The sequence below is a fragment of the Plantactinospora sp. CA-290183 genome, from assembly GCF_050936375.1.
Classification (GTDB): domain Bacteria; phylum Actinomycetota; class Actinomycetes; order Mycobacteriales; family Micromonosporaceae; genus Plantactinospora.
In genome coordinates this window covers 1-18,638 of record NZ_JBNJMX010000023.1, presented here as the reverse complement: position 1 = coordinate 18,638, position 18,638 = coordinate 1, and the positions used below count along the sequence as shown (strand labels likewise).

Below are 18,638 nucleotides of genomic sequence, written 5' to 3'. Positions count from 1 at the left end.
GGGGCATCCGGACTCGTCAACGTGCCCGCCCGGACAGTTGCGGTCGTCGCTGTCCCGGGAGTACCGTCGATGAGGAATTCACCAACCGTTGAATATGTTGATCGGAGCGGGGTGACCGGGATGACCGAGCAGACGACCTGCGTCGTCGTCGGGGGTGGACCGGCCGGAATGGTGCTGGGGCTGCTGCTGGCCCGGGCCGGCGTCGAGGTGACGGTGCTGGAGAAGCACGCCGACTTCCTCCGCGACTTCCGTGGCGACACCGTGCACCCGTCGACCCTGCGCCTCCTCGACGAACTCGGGTTGGCGGAGCGCTTCGCCGAGCTGCCGCAGAGCCGGTTGTCCCAGGTCGCCTTCCCGCTCGGCGAGGACCGCGAGGTCGTCGTCGCCGACTTCCGCCGCCTGCGGACGCCCCACCGCTACGTCGCGATGGTGCCGCAGTGGGACCTGCTCAACCTGCTCGCCGGAGCGGCCGGCGAGGAACCGTCCTTCACGCTGCGGATGCGGACCGAGGGCACCGGGCTGCTCCGCGAGTCCGGCCGGGTCCGTGGCGTGCGCTACCGGGGGCCGGACGGCGAGTTGGGGGAGATCCGCGCGGATCTGACGGTCGCCTGCGACGGCCGCTGGTCGACCGTCCGGCAGCAGGCCGACCTGCGGCCGAGAGAGTTTCCGGTGCCCATCGACGCCTGGTGGTTCCGCCTGCCCGGCGACCCGGGCGACCGCCTGAACGGGCTGGCCCCCCGAGCCGGTCGTGGCCGGTTCGCCGTGGTCATTCCGCGCGAGGGCTACCTCCAGGTCGCGTACATCGCCCGGAAGGGCACCGACGCGGAGCTGCGGGCCCGGGGGATCGGCAGCTTCCGCCGGGACATCGCGGAACTGGCGCCCGGGCTGGCCGACCGGGTGGCCGCGCTCGCGTCGATGGACGAGGTCAAGCACCTGGACGTACGGCTGAACCGGCTCGACCGGTGGCACCTCGACGGGCTGCTCTGCCTGGGCGACGCGGCGCACGCCATGTCGCCGGTCGGCGGCGTCGGGATCAATCTCGCCGTCCAGGACGCGGTGGCCGCCGCCACGCTGCTCGCCGGGCCGCTGCGGCGCGGCGCGGTGACCCCCGCCGAGCTGGCCGGGGTACGCGCCCGGCGACTGCTGCCGACCGTCCTCGTGCAACGGATGCAGCGGCTCATGCACCGCAACATGGTGATGCCGATCCTGGACGGCCGGCGGGCGGGGCCGCCCGCGCCCGTCCTCGCCCTGTTGCGGCACTTCCCGCCGATGTCCCTGGCGCTGGCGTACCTGATCGGCGTCGGTGTACGCCCGGAGCACGCGCCGGCCTTCGCCCGCCGTCCGCCCGCCGCCCGGCGAGGCATAGAGGATAGCTGATCTCCGGTCGCCAAGTTTTGCTGGCAACGCATCAACTTTCGTCGAAGCGAACGAAAGTTCCTCCATCTGGGACTGTTCCTAGTGTCGATCCGTCGATAGGGTTGCCCCATCCGTAACCGGCGTGACACCTCACCGCCATAACCAACCCCCTTCGTTTCCCGGCGCGGAATCCCCCCATCCCCGGAGGAGACATGGCTCGATCGCTACGGCGACGGCTGGCCACCCTGGCCGTCGCCGTCCTCACCGTCCCCCTGACCATCGCCACCTCGGGAGCCACCGCCGTGGCGGCCCCGGACACCGGCGCCAGCCGGCCGGCGGGCGCCAGCCCGACGACGACCGACCTCGGCCCGGAGAACGGCCCCGCCGCCCTGCGGTCCTCCGCCCGGGCTCCCGGCAGCTTCCGGGTGCTCGTCTTCACCAAGACGGCGGGCGAGCGCCGACCCTCCATCTCCGACGGCGTCAGCACCATCCGGGGCCTCGCCGAGGCGAACGGCTTCGCCGTGACGGTCAGCCAGGACGCGTCCGCGTTCACCGCCGACAACCTGGCGAAGTTCCGGGCCGTGGTCTTCCTGAACACCACCGGCGACGTGCTCAACCCGGCCCAGGAGGCCGCGTTCGAGGCGTACGTCAAGGCGGGCGGCGGATACGTCGGCGTGCACGCCGCCGCGGAGACCGAGTCGGACTGGGCCTTCTACCAGCAGCTCGTCGGCGCCAAGGTGGCCGGCGTGGCGGCGGTGGAGCCCGGCAACGTCGACGTCGCCGACCGGGCGCACCCGTCCACCGAGACGGTGCCGCGCACGCTCACCCTGACCGAGGAGTGGTACAACTTCACCGCCAACGTCCGGGGCAGCGCGCACGTGCTCGCCACCGCCGACCCGGGCAGCTTCGGCGGTGCTTCGATGGGCTGGGACCACCCGATGGCCTGGTGCAAGGACCACCAGGGCGGCCGCTCCTGGTACACCGGCCTTGGCCACTCCATCGAGACGTACCGGACCAGTGCCTTCCGCAAGCACCTGCTCGGCGGCATCCAGTGGGCGGCCGGCGTGGTCGAGGGCGACTGCGGCGCCACGGTGGTGGCCAACTACGAGAAGGTGACCCTCAACGACGAGCCCGGCGAGCCGATGTCGCTGGCCGTGCTCCCGGACGGCCGGGTGCTGCACAACACCCGGGGCGGCGAGATCCGGCTCTACGACCCGGAGACCTCGGCCAGCCCGGTCATCGCCACCGTGCCGGTCTACAACCACGACGAGGACGGTCTACAGACCGTCGCGATCGACCCGGACTTCGCCACCAACCGCTGGGTCTACATCTACTACTCGCCCCGGCTGAACACCCCGGTCGACGACCCGGCCACCCCGGGCGTCAACGAGGGCGACGCCCCGGCGACCAGCAACGACCCCAGCGTCTGGGAGAAGTTCAAGGGCTACAACCAGCTCTCCCGGGTCAAGTTCGTCAACGGCGCCACGCCGAGCCTGGACATGTCCACCGAGCAGCAGATCCTCCGGGTCGACGTGGACCGCGGCATCTGCTGCCACGTGGCCGGCAAGGTGAAGTTCGACGGTAGGGGCCTGCTCTACCTGATCACCGGCGACGACACCAACGCCGGTGGCTCGGACGGCTACACCCCGATCAACGAGTCCCCGACCCAGGGGCCGGGCTACGACGCCCAGCGCTCCTCCGGCAACACCAACGACCTGCGCGGCAAGGTGCTCCGGATCCGGGTGAAGCCGAACGGCACGTACACCGTCCCGGAGGGCAACCTCTTCCCGGAGGCGCAGGACCACGCGGGGAAGACCCGGCCGGAGATCTTCCTGATGGGGCTCCGCAACCCGTTCCGGTTCGACGTGGACCGCAACGGCATGCTGTACGTCGCCGACTACTCGCCCGACTCGCGTACCGCCAACCCGGCGCGGGGACCGGAGGGGACCGGCCGGTGGTTCGCCACCAACAAGCCCGGCAACTACGGCTGGCCGTACTGCTACTCGCCGAGCCTGCCGTACGTCGACTACGACTTCGCCACCCGCACCTCCGGCGAGCCGTTCAACTGCGGGGCACCGGTGAACGACTCGCCCCGCAACACCGGACTGAGCGTGCTGCCGGCCGTGCAGCAGCCGCAGTTCTGGTACACCTACGAGGCGCGTACCCCGTGCCCCGGGGCGTACCTGGAGAATCCGCCGACGACCTGCGACTTCAAGTGGCCGGTGCTGGGGACCGGCGGCGTCGGCCCGCACGGCGGACCGATCTACGACTACGACCCGGCCAACGACTCGGACACGAAGTTCCCGGAGTACTACGACAACGCCGTCGTCTTCGGGGAGTTCACCCGGGACAAGCTCTTCATGATGCGTACGGACGGCCGGGGCAACCTGGTCGGGGTCGAGCAGTTCCTGCCCGGCTTCGTCTTCGACAACCCGATGGAGATGGAGTTCGGCCCGGACGGCAGCCTCTACGTGCTGGAGTACGGCGACGGCTTCTTCCGGCCGAACCCGGACGCCCAGCTCGCGGTGATCCGCTACGTCAAGGGCACCCGCTCGCCGGTCGCGGCCTTCACCGCCACGCCGACGTCCGGACCGGCGCCGCTGACCGTGCGGTTCGACAGCACGGGATCGCACGACCCCGACCCGGGCGAGTCGATCTCCTACGCGTGGGACTTCGACAGCGACGGCACGGTGGACTCCGCCGACCCGAACCCGTCGTACACGTACCCCGCCAACGGCACGTACGCGGCGAAGCTCACGGTCACCGACTCCAGCGGGCGGACCGCCGTACTGACCCGGACCATCACGGTCGGCAACACCGCGCCCACGGTGACCGTGACCACCCCGGTGGCCGGCAGCTTCTTCGAGTGGGGCGACCCGGTCCCGTTCACGGTGACGGTGACCGACCCGGAGGACGGGGAGATCGACTGCTCCCGGGTGACCGTGTCGTTCGTGCTCGGCCACGACACCCACGGCCACGAGCACGGCTCGACCACCGGCTGCACCGGGACGTTGCAGTCCCCGGCCGACGGCGGCGACCACGCGGGCGGCTACCTGTACGGCGGGATCAGCGCCACCTACACCGACCTCGGTGGCGGCGGGCAGGCGGCGCTGACCACCATCGGCCAGGCGGTCATCCAGGTACGCCGCCAGCAGGCCGAGTTCGCCCAGGTGCAGCAGGGGGTTTCGGTGGCGACCACCGCCGACACCGGGGGCGGCTCGCACGTCAGCGGCGTCGACCCGGGTGACCACATCGCGTTCGACCCGGTCAACCTCGGCGGCGTCGGCGCGGTGACCCTGCGCCACTCCGGCGGCTCCGGCCCCGGCTCGACCGTCGAGCTGCGGGTCGACTCGCCGACCGGACCGCTGGTGGCCACCGGCACGCTGCCGGCGACGGCCAACGCCAGCACCTTCACCAGTACGGCGGTCCCGGTCAGCTATCCGGCCGGCACCCACCGGCTCTACCTGGTGTTCCGGGCGGCGACCGGCGGCCCGACCACCGGCCTGGTCAACCTCAACTGGGTGGAGTTCGGCGCGGCCGGGTCCTGATCGGAGCGTCCGGGCCACGGGGCGGGGGAGGAGCGGTTTTCCTCCCCCGCCCCGTGGCGCCTTCGGCATGCCGGCGCGCCGGAGGCGGCGGCGTAGCCTCGGAGCCCGTGGACGACAACGGCTGGACCTGGGACGAGAGCCTGTACGGCGGCAGCGCCCCGTACTACGCCGTGGGGCGGGTGCCGTACCCGGAGGCGCTGACGAGGGCGCTCGGCCGGGGCACGCTGCCGGCCGGCACCCCGGGCGACGAGGAGGAGGTCATGCGGGCGGCCGGTTTCGGTAACCCCCGGCGGGTCGAGGTCGGTGGCGCCCGGGTGGTCACGCGTACCGAGGACGAGGTGGTGGCGGCGGTGTTCTCGCTCTCCAGCGCGGCGCCGCAGCTCTTCGGCGACCGGGTGGCCGAGTTCGAACGGGACCTGCGCGAGTTGTTGCGTGCCGTGTCGCCCGAGGGCCGTTTCGCCGAGCGCACCCGGGACGTCGCGATGACCATCTGGCGGCCCTGACCACTCTCCGGCAAGGCGTGAGCGCGCATCGTCACGACAAAATGGATATTTATCCCGCCGCATGGGGCGGACTTTGCAGGGTCGAAGGATGGTACTACCGTCAACGCCGGCTGATTGCCGCGAATGGGATCATCACGACTGACGGGATCATGGTGACTGTCCTCAAGCCACGCCGTAGCCGATCCGCCGCCACCCTCGTCGCCGTGGGTGCGGCCGTCCTGCTGCTCACCTCGGCCTGTGGCGGGGGCGGCGGCACCGAGCAGGTCCAGTGGGCCGACGGAGAGCCGGTCGCGGAGTCCCCGTCCGCGCCGGCGTCACCGACCACGCCGAGCGCCAGCCCGACCCCGACCGCCGCGGCCCGGACCAGCCGGCCGCCGGCCACCACGGCCGCCGTACCGACGCCCAGTCGGCGGAACACCGCCGCCAACACCGCCACCGTCCGCGTCAGCCTGAGCGGTGGGCTGGCCTGGCAGAACGGGTCGTTCAGCGGCCTGCACCAGGAGGGCTGCGGAGATCCCGCCTGGGGACTGGTCTCCATCCGGGTGTCGGATCCCCGCAACGTCACCGCCGCCGCCTTCCGCTACCAGGTGCGCACCCCGACGCCGTTCAACGGCCGGGTGTCCGCCCGGCGGATCAACAGCGGCGGGGACTCCTGGCTCGGTTCGCTCGGTCCGTTCCGGGCGGACCCGAAGAACGCGGCGGGCGGGCGGATCACGGTGACCGCCGAGGTCACGTTCAGGGACGGCACCAGGAAGACCGCCCAGACCAGTAGCACGCTCAAGCCCTGCCGGCGCTGACCGCCGATCACCGGTCGCGGTTGCCGCCCTCGTCGTCCCGGTCCCGGCCGGACCGGTCGTCATCCGTCCGGCGGGACCGGTCCTCACCCGTGCGGCCGGGCACGTGCGGGCCCGTGGAACCGGGCGGCGGGTGCGGACCGGTCAGACCCGGCGGGTGCGGACCCGTCTGACCGGGCCGGTCGTCCCGCTCGGGCACGCGGTCGGACGGCGGCGGGCCGGGCTCCGGCTTCTCCGCCAGGATCTTCCGGCAGTAGGCGTCGACGTTGGCCCGTCCACCGGCCGCCTTCGCCAGCGCGGTGAAGGCCGCACTGTCGCCGGCCCCCCCACGGTCGCCGCCGTTGCCGGCGAGGTGCGCGCGGCAGAGCCCGGCGAGGGACGGTGCCGGACTGCGGCCGCGGTCACCCCGGGTCGCGCCCGGCGACGCGGCACCGGACGTCCCGGGTACCGCCGTGCTGGCGCCGGTCGCCGATGGTTCGGACCCGGGCGCCCCGGTGCGGGCCGGGGCCGCACTTGTCGGCGCGGGGGGAGGCGGCTTCTCATCACGGGGGACAAGGGTCTCGGCCGCCAGCGCCGCGCCCGCCGTCAGGGTGGTGGCGGCGACCGCGATCCAGGCCCCCGCCCCGGCGGTGATCCGCCGCCGCCGGCCGGGCGCCGGGGACGGGACGTTCCCGCTCCGGGCCTCCCGGAACGCGGCCAGCGCGGCCTGCTCGCCGTCCAGTTCGCCGGGCCGGGGCGCCGCCGCCGCGGCCCGGAGCACCGCGACGAGCGGCTCGGGTGCGTCACCGGGCGGCTGCGGAGACCACCCGGGTCGGGCCGGAGCGGGCTCGCGAGCCTCGGCCCGGCCTCCCTCGGGAGCGGTCGGGTCAGGCTCGCCGACCCCGGCCCGGCCGCCCTCGGGAGCGGTCGGGTCAGGCTCGCCGACCGGGGCTGGTGGGCCCTCGGGGCCGCCCGCGAAGGAGTCGAGCAGTCGGTCGACGGCCTCCCGGTCCGGCCGCCCGCGTCGGCGGAACGCCATCCTCACACCCCTCAGCGTCATACCCGACGCGCCTTGACATCCTCGACATCCGCACCGGAGCGGGCCCGGGGAACCACTCGGGGGACGGCCGTGCCGACCTCCTGCTCCGACTCCGGCGACGGCGGCTGGGTCTCCCCGAGCATCCGGGCCAGCCGTCGCAGGCCCCGGTGCGCCGCCGTGCGTACCGCACCGGGGCGCTTGCCCAGCACCCGCGCGGCACTCTCCACATCGAGGCCGAGCACCGTGCGCAGCAGAACCGCCTCGGCCTCCATCCGAGGAAGCGTGGCGATCAGCGCGACGGCCGTGTCGGTGCCCAGTCCCTCGGTGGCGCGTTCGGCGGTGTCCTCGGCACCGGCCAGTCCGGACAACTCCTCCACCGGGACCGGCAGTGCCGGGTGGCGCCGCTGGTGGCGCAGGTGGTCCAGGGCCCGGTTACGGGCGATCCGGGTCGCCCAGGCCCGGAACCCGGCCGCACCGGAGTAGCTGCGCAGGTCCCGGGCGATCTGAAGCCAGGTCTCCGAGGCCACGTCCTCGGCGTCCGTACCGACCAGTGCGGTCAGGTATCGCAGCAACCCCGGATGGAGGGTGCGGTAGAGCAGGCGGAATGCCTCCTCGTCCCCGTCCTGCGCCGCCCGGACCGCCTCGGTCAGGTCAGTCGGCACGGTGCATCGGCCCGTTCTCCCGTCCCCGGTGATCGCCGCCCCACGGTAGGGGGGCGCGGTCCCGGAGGCAAGGCGGGGCCGCCCGCGGCAGAGGTGAGATATCCCGGTACGGCGGGCCGGCGGGTCCGGGTAACACCGGCGCCCCGTTCGACGCCACGGTGCCGGCGTCGTCCCCGCCGGCGTCGATCCGCTGGATCGGGCGGCAGCGCGTACCGGGCGACGAGCGGGCCCTTCCTCACGCCCGCCCCGTGCCCAGCAGGCGCTTCTGCAGCGCCTCCAGCGGACCCAGCGGAAAGCGGCGCAGCCAGAACGAGGCGGCGACGGCGAGCGCGGTGCAGACCGCCGCCCACAGCCCGAACACCCACCACGGACGGGCGTCGGCGAGCGTCGCGGCCAGACCGAAACCCCAGCCGTAGCAGAGCACCGCGCAGGTCAGGTTCTGCAGGACGTAGCAGGACAGGGCGGTGCGGCCGACGGCGGTGAGCCCGGCGGTCACCGGGCCGGGCCGGGCCAACCGGTCCAGCAGCGTCCCGACCAGGCCCAGATAGCCGATGGTGACCAGCGGTGGGAGCACGTACCGGTCGATCAGGAAGAAGTCCGGGCCGGCCAGGGTGGTGGCGAGGTTGAGTGGCAGGCCGGCGCCGAGCCCGATCCGGAGCATCCGGCGCCGCAGTCGCCGTCCGGTCTCGTCGGCGCCGAACGCGCCGGCCCGGAACAGCCGCACGCCGAGGAGGAAGAGGAAGACCAGCAGGCCGAAGGTGATGATCGGTTCGATCCGCAGGGCCAGCGCGTTGTCCAGCCGGAACCGGAGCTGGTCGAGGTAGCCGCCGTCACTGAACAGCTCCGCCAGGCGCGGGTCCGCCGACGCGGCCGGTCCGCCGCTCGAGGTCGGGTCCCCGTTCGAGGTCGGGTCGGCCGTGCCCAGCAGAGCGGCGGTGCCGAGCAGCATCAGGGCCAGGTGCAGGCCGCCGGCGACCCACATCGCCACGGTCTGGGCACGCCCGGAGCGGCCGAGCAGCCAGGCCACCACGAGCGCGGCCACCGCGTAGCCCATCAGCACGTCGAAGGCGAAGACCAGCACGAAATGCGCGGTGCCCTCGGCGAAGAGCAGCGCGGCCCTACGCGGGTACCGGCCGGGCCAGCGTTCGCCCCGGCGCAGCGCCGAGCGGTGCTGGATCGCCAGGCCCACCCCGAACAGGATGGTGAGCATCGCCAGGAACTTGCCGTTGGCCAGGAACCGGAACGCGGTCTCGACCGGGTTGGCGGAGAGCGTCATCACGCTGCCGGTGTCGACGAGCACCCCGTACTCGGCGGCGGGATGGGTGAAGATCCAGACGTTGGTGGCCAGGGTGCCGAGGATGGCCACCCCGCGCAGTACGTCCAGCAGCACCAGGCGGCCGGTGCCGGACCGCTCCCGTCCGGCGGTCGGCAGGGCGACCTCCATCGTGCACACTCCCCGTGTCGGCGTCCCGCCCAGCGTCGCCGGGCAGCCGATCCGGTACGTCGTCCGGGATGCCGAACTCCGGATAGTGCTTTCGATGGACCCAGCCGGTCAGCGGGGTTAGGAGGGGCCCCTTCCTATACAGAAAGCGATAAGAAGGGGCCCTTCCTTACACCTCAGTTGACGGTGATCGTGAAGGTGGAGGTGGTGTTCCGGATGTTCTGGAAGTTGTTGCTCATCCGGAGGTTGTTGAAGACCGCCGAGCCGACCGCCGGGCCCTGACCCGGCTCGGGCATCTCGTTGGCCCAGATCCCGAAGCCGGACTTGGCGTCGTAGGCGTCGCCGCTCTTCTGGGCACCGGTGATCGAGATGTTGGTGAAGACCGTGTCGGTGACCGGGTTCTCCGGACTGCTGCCGGTGTACTTGGTCTGGAACATGATGCCGTGGTACGTCGGGTCGACGATGTCCACGTCACTGACCCGGATCGCCCGCATCTCCTTGGAGGCGGAGAAGACCCAGATCGCGGGGAAGGTCTGGGCGCCCCAGAAGTGGCCCCCGGACCGGACGATCGAGGCGTTCTCGATCCTCGTCGGCCCCGGGCCGAATCCGACGAACGGATATCCGAAGTCCAGCGAGCTGATGGTGATGCCCGAGTAGGTGAGCTGGTCGGCGATGTACATGTTGCGGAAGATGTTGTTCTCACCGCCGTACACCGCCACCCCCGCCGCCCGCCAGGTCAACGTCGCGGTCAGGTTCTCGAAGACGTTGCCGGTGTTCGCCCCGCCGCCCGCGTCGGTCGCGGAGAAGAGCGCGAACGCGTCGTCGCCGTTGCCGCGCCCCTCGACGTTGCTGACCAGGTTGTTCGTACTGCCGTTGGTCATGTTCACCGCGTCGGCGAAGGTGTTGCGGATCCGCGAGTTCTTGATCGTGATGTTGCTGACGTGGACGCCCCAGAACATGCAGACGGTGTGCTCGACCCAGACGTTGTCGAAGGTCAGGTTCGAGACGTTCGACAACTCGCCCCAGACCTTGCCCGGCCCGTCGATCCGGGACGTGTAGTTGCCGAAGAAGGCGACATGCTCGAAGGAGGAGCCGTTCGCCGAACTCTCGACCCGGAAGCCGGCATCGGTGTTCTCCTGGCCCGGAGGAGTCTGGAAGCGGGTGTACCACATACCCGCGCCGATCACCTTGACCGGCTTGCCGTAGATCTGGAACTTCTGCGAGGTGCTGTAGGTGCCGGCCGGCAGGTAGACCCCGACCAGGTTGCCGGTGGTGTCCATCCGTACCCGGTCCAGGGCGTTCTGCACGTCCTGGTGACCGGTGCCGGTCGGCGTGGTGTAGCGGGCCGGGTCGGGGTTGGCGATCGGCGACACCTGCTCGGTGTTGACGAAGTCGATCGCGTACGTCGTGGTGTTGGCCGGGTCCTTCTGGAGCCGGATCCGGCTGCCGGCCGGGATCGACGAGTTGAGCATGACGTTCGCCTCGTCGTAGATGTGCCGCGGCCCGCCGGCGCCCGGCGAGTTGCCGGGACTCGCCTCGTTGCCGTAGAGCCAGGCGTAGCGGGAGGTCAGGTCGATCGCCTTGTGGAAGGTGCCGTTGACGTAGACGTTCAGCGTCGAGTTGATCCCGCCGCCGCCGGAGGCGTCCGGGATGGAGAAGCGGGTGACCAGCGTGTTCGTCGCGGCCCTGGTCGTGAACTCGACGTAGGCGCCGTTCGAGTTGAGGGTCACCGCCCGCCGGCCCGAGGCCTCACCGGCCAGGTCGCCGATGGTCCGGTTCGGGCCGACGATCGCCGCCCCGCCGCCGAGCACCCCGTCCTCGGCCTCGTACATGTCGTACGGCATGTTGGCGCCGCGCCCGACGAAGAACGGGGTGTCGCTGGTGTTGTTCGGCTGCTTGACCGGCAGCTCGTTGGCGTCGGCCGCGAGCACGGTCCGTACCGTGTACCGGCCGTTGGCGGCGGTCCAGGTGCCGAGGTTGACCGGGTTGGTGGTGGCCCCGGCCGCGATGGCGCCGTTGTAGGAACCGGTGAGGGTCCGCACCGTGCCGCCGCTGGCGTTGAGCACGGTCACCGTGATCCCGTGCGCGCCGCCCGCCGAGGCGACCGTGCCCTGGTTGCGCAGTGCGACCGAGAAGGTCACCGTGCCGCCGCCGGCGGGGTTGTTCGGCGTCCAGCTCGGCACCGCCACCAGGTCCGAGCTGGCCACCGGGGCGACGGTCAGCGAGGACGGGCTGGTGAAGGTGTTGTTGGCGTCGTTCTGCTCAACGACCGTGTTCGACTCGTCGACCCGGGCGGTCACCTGGTAGGTGCCGGCGGTGCGCGGACCGGCGTTCGCGGTGACGGCGGCGGTCGCCCCGGCGGCCAGCGCGCCGACGTTGGCGGTGCCGGCCAGCGTCGTACCCAGGTAGAAGGTGACGGTGGTGGCGCCCGACGCCGCGGTGCCGGCGTTGCGGACCGTCGCCGACAGCGTGACCTGGTCGGTCTCCACCGGCGAGGCCGGGCTCCAACTCGCGGCGGTGACGGTCAGGTCCGGGTTCGGTGCCGGCACCCCGATCACCTGGAACTCGGCGACCTGGCCGGCGGGCGCGCCGGAGTTGCCGGTGATCTGAAGCCGTACGTCGGCGACGTCGCCGCTGACCGGGATGGTCACGCTGTTGCCGGTCGCCGGGTTGAAGTTGTAGAGGGTGGCGGCGGCCAGGCTGGTGAAGGAGCTGGCGTTCTGCCCCCGGCCGAGCACCTGGATCGTCTGGCTGCGCGGACCCCAGGACGGGTCAGGGTTGATCCTGACCACCACGGAGTTGACGGTGGCGTTGGCGCCGAGCTGCACGGTCAGGGTGTTCGGGTACGCCCCGCCGGCACCTTCCCAGTAGGTCGCCAGGTTGTTGTCGTTGGCGTTCGTGGCGACGAAGGTGTGCACGGTCGACGAGGCGGTGATCGGCTTGCCGACGGCCAGGTTCGAGCCGCCGCCCGGACCGCTCCCGGTACGGGTGACGGTGTTGCTGTTCGCCGACACGTTGCCGGCCGCGTCCCGGGCCCGTACCTGGTAGCTGACCGTGGCGCTGGTCGGCTGGGTGTCGGTGTAGGTCAGCACGGTGCCGAGGTTGGCCCGCAGCGTGCCGTTGGTGTAGACGTCGTACCCGGTGACGCCGACGTTGTCGCTGGCGGCGTTCCAGGTCAGCCGGATCTGGCCGCTGGCGGGCTGGGTGTAGGCCAGGTTCGTCGGCGCGGCCGGCGGCTGGGTGTCGCCGCCGCCGGTGGGCCCGTGCACCTCCAGTTCGGAGAGTTGGGCGGACGGCCAGCCGGTGTTGGCGGTGATGTGCAGCCGCAGGTACCGGGTGGTGGTCGTGGGCAGGTTGACGGTCACGGTGTTGCCACTGGCCGGGTTGAAGGTGTAGCCGGCCGCCGCGACGAGGGTACTGAACGTCGTGCCGTTGCCGCTGTTCTGCACCGACAGGGTCTGGGTACGCGTCTCCCAGCCGGGCGGCAGCTTGAGCACGAGCCGGTTCACGCTGACCGCGGAGCCGAGGTCGGCCTGGATCCACTGCGGGAAGGCGTTGCTGTTGCTCTCCCAGTAGGTCGCGGCGTTGCCGTCGCCCGCGTTGCCCGCCGAATACTCGCCGTGTGAGCTGCTGGCGGTCAGCGTGGCGGCGACGGCGACCCGGATCGGGGTCCCGCTGTCGGGACGGGCGGCGGCCGGGGTGGCGGAGAGGGCCCCGCTGGCCAGGAGTAGTCCGGCGGTGAGCATCGCCGTGATCAGGCGGGCCCTCACCGGCCGGGGGTTCGTGCCGTTTCGCTGGCGGCTCATGGCGTTTCTCTGGCGGCTCATTGCGTTCCTTTGGCGCTCGTCGGAACCGACTGGGGTGCTGCGAGGAGGACGGGCCTGGTCGGCCTCTGGCCCGGCCGCCGCTCACCGCCGAAGGAGAGCGATGCGCCGTCCGTCCCGCTCGCCGTCGCCCCGGCCCCGCCGTGGGCCGCTGCGCAAGGACGTCGGGGTAGCGGTGGTGGATGGCGCTCTGTTCCAGGGCCCCACCGAGCCAAGTGATGGTGAGTTGAGCAGCGTCTTGCCCCGAAGTTGCGCTGCGCGGTCCAAATGTTGCAGACCTGCTACGGTCGCGTCAACACTTCGCGCCGATCGTCCTGTGTCGATCGGCACCCGGATGGCCAATTTATCCGCATCGATCGTTATTCGCGGGTTTTCCCGGGCCGGCCGCCCAGGCGTAGGAGGGGGTCGCGGAACTGTAGAGCTGCCCCGCCTGTGCGCCCACCGTCAGGTCAACCTCATCGCGCCGCCGCCCGGCCGCGCCCTCCGGGCTGCGTTCCCCGGGCTGCGTTCCCCGGGCTGCGTCCCCCCGGGCTGCGTCCCCCGGGCCGCGTCCACCGGGCCGCGTCGGCCGTGCCCCGTCTGTGCGCCCAGCTCTACAGCGTGCCAACAGGCCCTCGGCGTCCGCGCTGACGAGGTGATTCATCGGGGGAACGCCCTACCGCACCGGCGATCACGGCTTGAGGGATGGAGCCTGGGCTGGTAGACATCGGATGTCTTTCCCTGCCGTCGATCGTGGAGTAGCGGATGACCGAGTTCATCGGCCTGACGGCCATCGTCACCGGAGGCGCCTCCGGGATCGGCCTGGCCACCGCGCAACTCTTGGCCGGACGGGGCGCCCGGGTGGCGTGCCTCGACCTGAAACCCGAGGCGGTGCCGGCGCCGCTGCTCGGATTCCGCGCCGACGTCGCCGACGACTGGCGGTCGGTACGCGCCGGGGTACAGGCCGCGGTGACCGCGCTGGGCCGGCTGGACATCCTGGTGAACAACGCCGGCATCGGCGCGCAGGGCACCGTGGAGAGCAACCCCGACGACGAGTGGCACCGGGTACTCGACGTCAACGTCGTCGGCCTGGTCCGGGTCACCCGGGCCTGCCTGCCCAGCCTCCGGGCTTCGCCGCACGCCGCGATCGTCAACACCTGCTCCATCGCCGCCACCGCCGGCCTGCCGCAGCGGGCGCTCTACAGCGCCAGCAAGGGCGCGGTGCAGTCGCTGACCCTGGCCATGGCCGCCGACCACGTACGCGAGGGGATCCGGGTCAACTGCGTCAACCCGGGCACCGTGGACACCCCGTGGGTGCGCCGGTTGCTCGCTGCCGCCGCCGATCCCGACGCCGAACTGGCCGCGTTGCGTGCCCGCCAACCCACCGGTCGGCTGGTCAGCGCCGAGGAGGTGGCGACCGCCATCGTGCACCTGGCCAGCCCGGTCTCGGCGTCGACCACCGGCGCCGTACTGGCCGTGGACGGGGGGATGCAGGGCCTGCGGCTGCGCCCGCCGGCCGCCGACTCCCGACCGGTCCAGCGCTGAGGAGGTACGCGTGGAGGACAGGCCGGACAGGGGCGGGCCGGTGAGCGCCGGCACCCGACTGGGCCGCTCGACCGTGACGGTCGGGCCGCTGGGCCTGGGCACCGCCGGCATCGGCAACCTCTACACCGCGGTCGACGGCGCCACCGCCGCGGCGACCGTGCACGCCGCCTGGGACGCCGGGATCCGCTACTTCGACACCGCGCCGCACTACGGCCTGGGGCTGGCCGAGCGCCGGCTCGGTGCCGCCGTCGCCGGCCGGCCCCGCCAGGAGTACGTGGTGAGCACCAAGGTCGGCCGCCGGCTGGTACGGGATCCGGCCGGCGCCGGGCGGCGTGACGAGAGCTTCGACGTGCCGGCCGACCACCGCCGGGTGTGGGACTTCAGCGCCCACGGGGTACGCCGCTGCCTTGCGGCCAGCCTGGACCGGCTCGGCCTGGACCGGGTGGACCTGGTGCTGATCCACGACCCGGAGGACCACCAGGAGACGGCGATCGAGCAGGCGTACCCGGCCCTGCACGACCTGCGGGCCGAGGGGGTGATCGGGGCGATCGGGGTCGGCTCGAAGCGCGGGGACGTGCTGCACCGGTTCGTCCGGGAAACCGACGTCGACGCGGTGATGCTGGCCGGCCGCTACACCCTGCTCGAGCAACCCACCCTGGACGGCCTGCTGCCGGCGTGCCTGGACCGGGGCGTGTCGGTACTCAACGTCGGTGTCTTCAACAGCGGGCTGCTGGCCGTCGAATCGCCGCACGCCGGCCTGCCGTACGACTACGGCGACGCGCCCGGCCCGATGGTCGACCGGGCCCGCGCGATCGCCGAGGTCTGTGCCCGGTACGGCACCTCGCTGCCGGCCGCCGCACTCGCGTTCGCCGGGGCGCACCCGGCGGTGGCCTCGCTGGTGGTCGGCGCGCAGGGCGCCGCGCAGGTCGAGCGCAACGCGCGGCTGGCCGCCGCCCCGCCGCCCCCGGCGCCTTTCTGGGCCGAGCTGGTGGAGCGCGGGCTGCTCCGGCCCGACGCCCCCCACCCCGCGGACAGGGTACGGGCGCCGTGATCGTCGACGCGCACCACCACCTGTGGCGGATCTCCGACGGCTACCGCTGGCTCGACCAGCCGGAGCTGGCGCCGATCCGGCGTACCTTCACCCCGCAGGAGCTGCGCCGCGAGGTGACCGGGGCCGGGGTGGACCGGACGGTGCTGGTGGAGGGGGGACGCTGCGACCAGGCCGAGGCGGAGATCCTGCTCCGGTACGCCCGGGACACCGACGTCATCGCCGGGGTGGTGGCCTGGGCCGACCCGACCGACCCGGGGCTCGCCGACACCCTGGCCGGCTACCGCGAGCTGCCCGGCGGCGAGCTGCTGGTCGGCATCCGGTCGCAGGTGCAGGGCGAGCCGGACCCGGACTACCTGGACCGCCCGGAGGTACGCGCCGGGCTGCGTACCGTCGCGGCTGCCGGACTGGCGTTCGACCTGGTGATCCGGGCGGACCAGCTGCCGTCGGCGGCCCGGGTCGCCGAGGCGGTCCCGGAGCTGCGGTTCGTGCTGGACCACCTGGGCAAGCCGAGGATCCGCGCGGGCGCGGCCGGGCACGCGGAGTGGGCCGGCCCGCTCGGCGCGCTCGCCGCCCGGCCGAACGTCACCGCGAAGCTCTCCGGACTGGTCACCGAGGCGGACTGGCGACGGTGGACGGTGACCGACCTGCGGCCGTACGTCGGCACGGCGGTCGAGCGGTTCGGCCCGGAGCGGCTGATGTTCGGCTCGGACTGGCCGGTCTGCCTGCTCGCCGCGCGGTACCCGCAGGTGCGCGACGCGCTGGTCCGGTCCCTGCCCCCGCTGTCGGCGCAGGAGCGCGACCAGGTCTTCGCCCGCACCGCGGTCGAGGCCTACCGGCTACCGCTCTGAGCCGGGAGGATCTTGGTATCCAGGGCGGGGCGCGGGCCGAGCGGTGCGGCTCGCCTGCTGGTCAGGCCCGCGTCGCCCGAATCGGCCCATGAGAGGATGCGCGGATGGGAAAGCAGCAGGACGTCGGCGGATCTGACCGTCATCGCGGGCAGAGCAGCGCCGCCCACCAGGCCATGGGCGGGAACGTCGACGCGCGGCTCGCCCTCGCCCGGGACCCCTCGACGCCGCCGGCGCGGCTCTACCAGTTGGCATCCGACCCGTCGGCCCTGGTCCGCAAGGCGGTGGCGGCCCGACCGGACGCACCGGCGGAGGCGCTGCGTCCGCTGACCCGGGACGGCGACCGTGAGGTCCGTCAGGCGGTGGCGAGAAACCCCTCGACCTCGGTGGGCAACCTCCTGCGGCTCGTCGCCGACGCCGACCGGTGGGTCCGCTGGGCGGTCGCCGGCAACCCCGGGTGCGACGAGTCGGTTCGCCGGGCCATGTCACGGGCACCCGACAAGGAGCTTCGCGGTCTGCTCGCCGAGCTGCCGACGCTGGAGCCCGACCTGGCCGCGACGCTGGTCAACGACGCCTCACCCGAGGTACGGGAACGCCTCGCCACCCACACCCAGGACCCCGAGGTGATCACCGCCCTGATGGCCGATCGCACCGTACGGGTCCGCAAGGGGGTTGCCCGCAACGTGCGGACCACCGCCGAGCAGCGACGCGTCCTCGCCCAGGACTCCGCGGTCGACGTCCGTGCCGCGCTCGTGCGCTCGGTCGAGCTGGAGGAGGCCGAGCTGCGACGCCTGGTCGAGGACCGTGCGGTGGAGGTCCGGCTGGCGATGGCGACCTCCGAGGTCACCCCGGGGCACATCCGGGAGGCGCTGCGCAGCGACCCCGACGAGACCGTGGCCACGGTGGCGCGGGAGTTCGGCCAGGCACCCTTCGGCGCCCCGGCGGTACGGGCGCCCCGCGTCGCCCACCGCCGCGTCGGGAAGACCGGGCCGGGCCGTCCGGGCGGCCACTCCCGCTAGGGTCGCCTCGCCTTATCTTTTCGACGTGCCCACGCGGCGGAGCAGGGTGTTCCGCAGGTCGTCGGGGAGGCCCTCGATCTCGATCAGCTTGGGCAGCAGCTCCGGTTCGGTCAGGCAGGCGCGGAAGGCGTCCGCGATGGTCACGCCGTGCCCGGGGCGGTCCAGCACCGTCACCGGGTCACCGGCCCGCACGTCGCCGGGCTCGACGACCCGCAGGTACGCCCCCGGGCGGTTCTCCCGGGTGAACGTCCGCACCCACTGCGGCTCGGCCATCCTGGCCTGGAACGTGGCGCACGGGATCCGGCCGAAGGTGGGTTGCAGCACGAGGTCGTCACCGATCCGCCACATCTCGCCGATCACCGCGCCGTTGACGTCGACGCCTGCGGTGGTGAGGTTCTCACCGAAGAAGCCGCCGGGCAGTACCCGGTCGAGCCGCGTCTCCCACCAGTCGTAGTCCTCGCGGGCGTACGCGTAGACGGCCTGGTCGTCGCCGCCGTGGTGCTCGACGTCGAAGATCTGGTCGCCCACCAGGCCACTGTGCAGGCCGACGGTCTTCGGTCCGGGCGCGCGTACCGCCACCGGCCCGTCGACGGGCCTCTTGTTGATGCCGGTGATGCCGACCCGCTTCGCCGTGCTGACTTCCGGCACGGCGAGGTTGACGGAGAGGATTGTGCCCATCCCCCGAACCTAACCGCCGGGCCAGGTGGAGCGCTGCGGTTTTTCGGCCGGGTCAGCGGTCCAGCGTGTCGGCGGGGGCCATCACCCGCAGCGCGTTGGCGTCGAGCCCGATCCGGATCGGGGTCTGGCCACGGATCTCGCCGTCGACCTCGACCGCTGCCGGCCGGTCGGTCTCCAGCCAGAGTTCGCCGGTGGCGAGGAACGGTTCGTCGTCGAGCGTGCGGCGGTGGCCGGTCGCGGCGTTGCGGGCCGTCGCGCCCAGCAGGTCCCGGCGGGTCCGGCCGCCCACCGGGTACGCGATCAGCAGCCGGTCGTCGGCGTTCGCGTCCGCGGTGATCGGCCGGCCGGCCTGGAAGCCGCCGTTGGCCACGTACA

At 72.7% G+C, this 18,638-nt stretch carries 13 protein-coding genes and 1 pseudogene; 8 read left to right on the top strand and 6 right to left on the bottom strand.

Features of this window, described 5'->3' with window-relative positions:
• Positions 1 to 120 precede the first annotated feature (120 nt).
• From ACQEUR_RS21930 to ACQEUR_RS21915, 4 genes are all read left to right on the top strand, one after another.
• Positions 121 to 1,377 carry an FAD-dependent oxidoreductase gene (locus tag ACQEUR_RS21930; RefSeq protein ID WP_433034306.1) on the top strand — a complete coding sequence of 419 codons (1,257 nt, stop codon included), beginning with the start codon at positions 121 to 123 and terminating at the stop codon, positions 1,375 to 1,377.
• 191 nt (positions 1,378 to 1,568) lie between these two features.
• On the top strand, positions 1,569 to 4,904 hold the full coding sequence (locus tag ACQEUR_RS21925) for a ThuA domain-containing protein (protein WP_433034305.1): 3,336 nt from the start codon (positions 1,569 to 1,571) through the stop codon (positions 4,902 to 4,904).
• Positions 4,905 to 5,011: 107 nt separating this feature from the next.
• Positions 5,012 to 5,407, top strand: coding sequence for a hypothetical protein (locus ACQEUR_RS21920; RefSeq protein WP_433034303.1), 396 nt, complete (start codon positions 5,012 to 5,014; stop codon positions 5,405 to 5,407).
• 203 nt (positions 5,408 to 5,610) lie between these two features.
• Positions 5,611 to 6,204, top strand: a complete 594-nt coding sequence (locus tag ACQEUR_RS21915; RefSeq protein ID WP_433034301.1) for a hypothetical protein — start codon at positions 5,611 to 5,613, stop codon at positions 6,202 to 6,204.
• A 7-nt stretch (positions 6,205 to 6,211) separates the two neighbouring features.
• Here ACQEUR_RS21915 and ACQEUR_RS21910 read toward each other — a convergent pair whose 3' ends face one another.
• The 4 genes from ACQEUR_RS21910 to ACQEUR_RS21895 form a co-directional block, all read right to left on the bottom strand.
• A complete protein-coding gene (locus ACQEUR_RS21910) occupies positions 6,212 to 7,219 on the bottom strand; it encodes a hypothetical protein (protein ID WP_433034300.1) in 1,008 nt (335 codons plus the stop codon).
• Positions 7,220 to 7,236: 17 nt separating this feature from the next.
• Positions 7,237 to 7,881, bottom strand: coding sequence for an RNA polymerase sigma factor (locus tag ACQEUR_RS21905; RefSeq protein ID WP_433034298.1), 645 nt, complete (start codon positions 7,879 to 7,881; stop codon positions 7,237 to 7,239).
• A gap of 235 nt (positions 7,882 to 8,116) precedes the next feature.
• Positions 8,117 to 9,325 (bottom strand): DUF418 domain-containing protein, encoded by a 1,209-nt coding sequence (locus ACQEUR_RS21900; protein WP_433034296.1) that lies wholly within the window; start codon positions 9,323 to 9,325, stop codon positions 8,117 to 8,119.
• Between the two features lie 173 nt (positions 9,326 to 9,498).
• Positions 9,499 to 13,128: a discoidin domain-containing protein gene (locus ACQEUR_RS21895; protein WP_433034294.1), complete on the bottom strand. Its 3,630-nt coding sequence runs from the start codon at positions 13,126 to 13,128 to the stop codon at positions 9,499 to 9,501.
• Positions 13,129 to 13,890: 762 nt separating this feature from the next.
• On the opposite strand from ACQEUR_RS21895, the gene ACQEUR_RS21890 reads away from it, so the two are divergent.
• The 4 genes from ACQEUR_RS21890 to ACQEUR_RS21875 all read left to right on the top strand — a co-directional run bounded on the left by ACQEUR_RS21890 (position 13,891) and on the right by ACQEUR_RS21875 (position 17,585).
• Complete coding sequence (locus ACQEUR_RS21890; protein WP_433034292.1) at positions 13,891 to 14,670, top strand: SDR family NAD(P)-dependent oxidoreductase; 780 nt, start codon at positions 13,891 to 13,893, stop codon at positions 14,668 to 14,670.
• A gap of 10 nt (positions 14,671 to 14,680) precedes the next feature.
• Positions 14,681 to 15,721: an aldo/keto reductase gene (locus ACQEUR_RS21885; protein WP_433034290.1), complete on the top strand. Its 1,041-nt coding sequence runs from the start codon at positions 14,681 to 14,683 to the stop codon at positions 15,719 to 15,721.
• Positions 15,718 to 16,569 carry an amidohydrolase family protein gene (locus ACQEUR_RS21880; RefSeq protein ID WP_433034288.1) on the top strand — a complete coding sequence of 284 codons (852 nt, stop codon included), beginning with the start codon at positions 15,718 to 15,720 and terminating at the stop codon, positions 16,567 to 16,569. The genes ACQEUR_RS21885 and ACQEUR_RS21880 overlap by 4 nt, the downstream gene beginning before the upstream one ends.
• Before the next feature lie 104 nt (positions 16,570 to 16,673).
• Positions 16,674 to 17,585: a hypothetical protein gene (locus ACQEUR_RS21875; protein ID WP_433034286.1), complete on the top strand. Its 912-nt coding sequence runs from the start codon at positions 16,674 to 16,676 to the stop codon at positions 17,583 to 17,585.
• Positions 17,586 to 17,597: 12 nt separating this feature from the next.
• On the opposite strand, the gene ACQEUR_RS21870 is transcribed toward ACQEUR_RS21875, so the two are convergent.
• The gene (locus tag ACQEUR_RS21870) at positions 17,598 to 18,263 is read right to left on the bottom strand and encodes an MOSC domain-containing protein (RefSeq protein ID WP_433034284.1); all 666 of its coding nucleotides are present in this window, start codon (positions 18,261 to 18,263) and stop codon (positions 17,598 to 17,600) included.
• Positions 18,264 to 18,315: 52 nt separating this feature from the next.
• Positions 18,316 to 18,638, bottom strand: a pseudogene (locus ACQEUR_RS21865) (diacylglycerol/lipid kinase family protein); the annotation flags it as partial.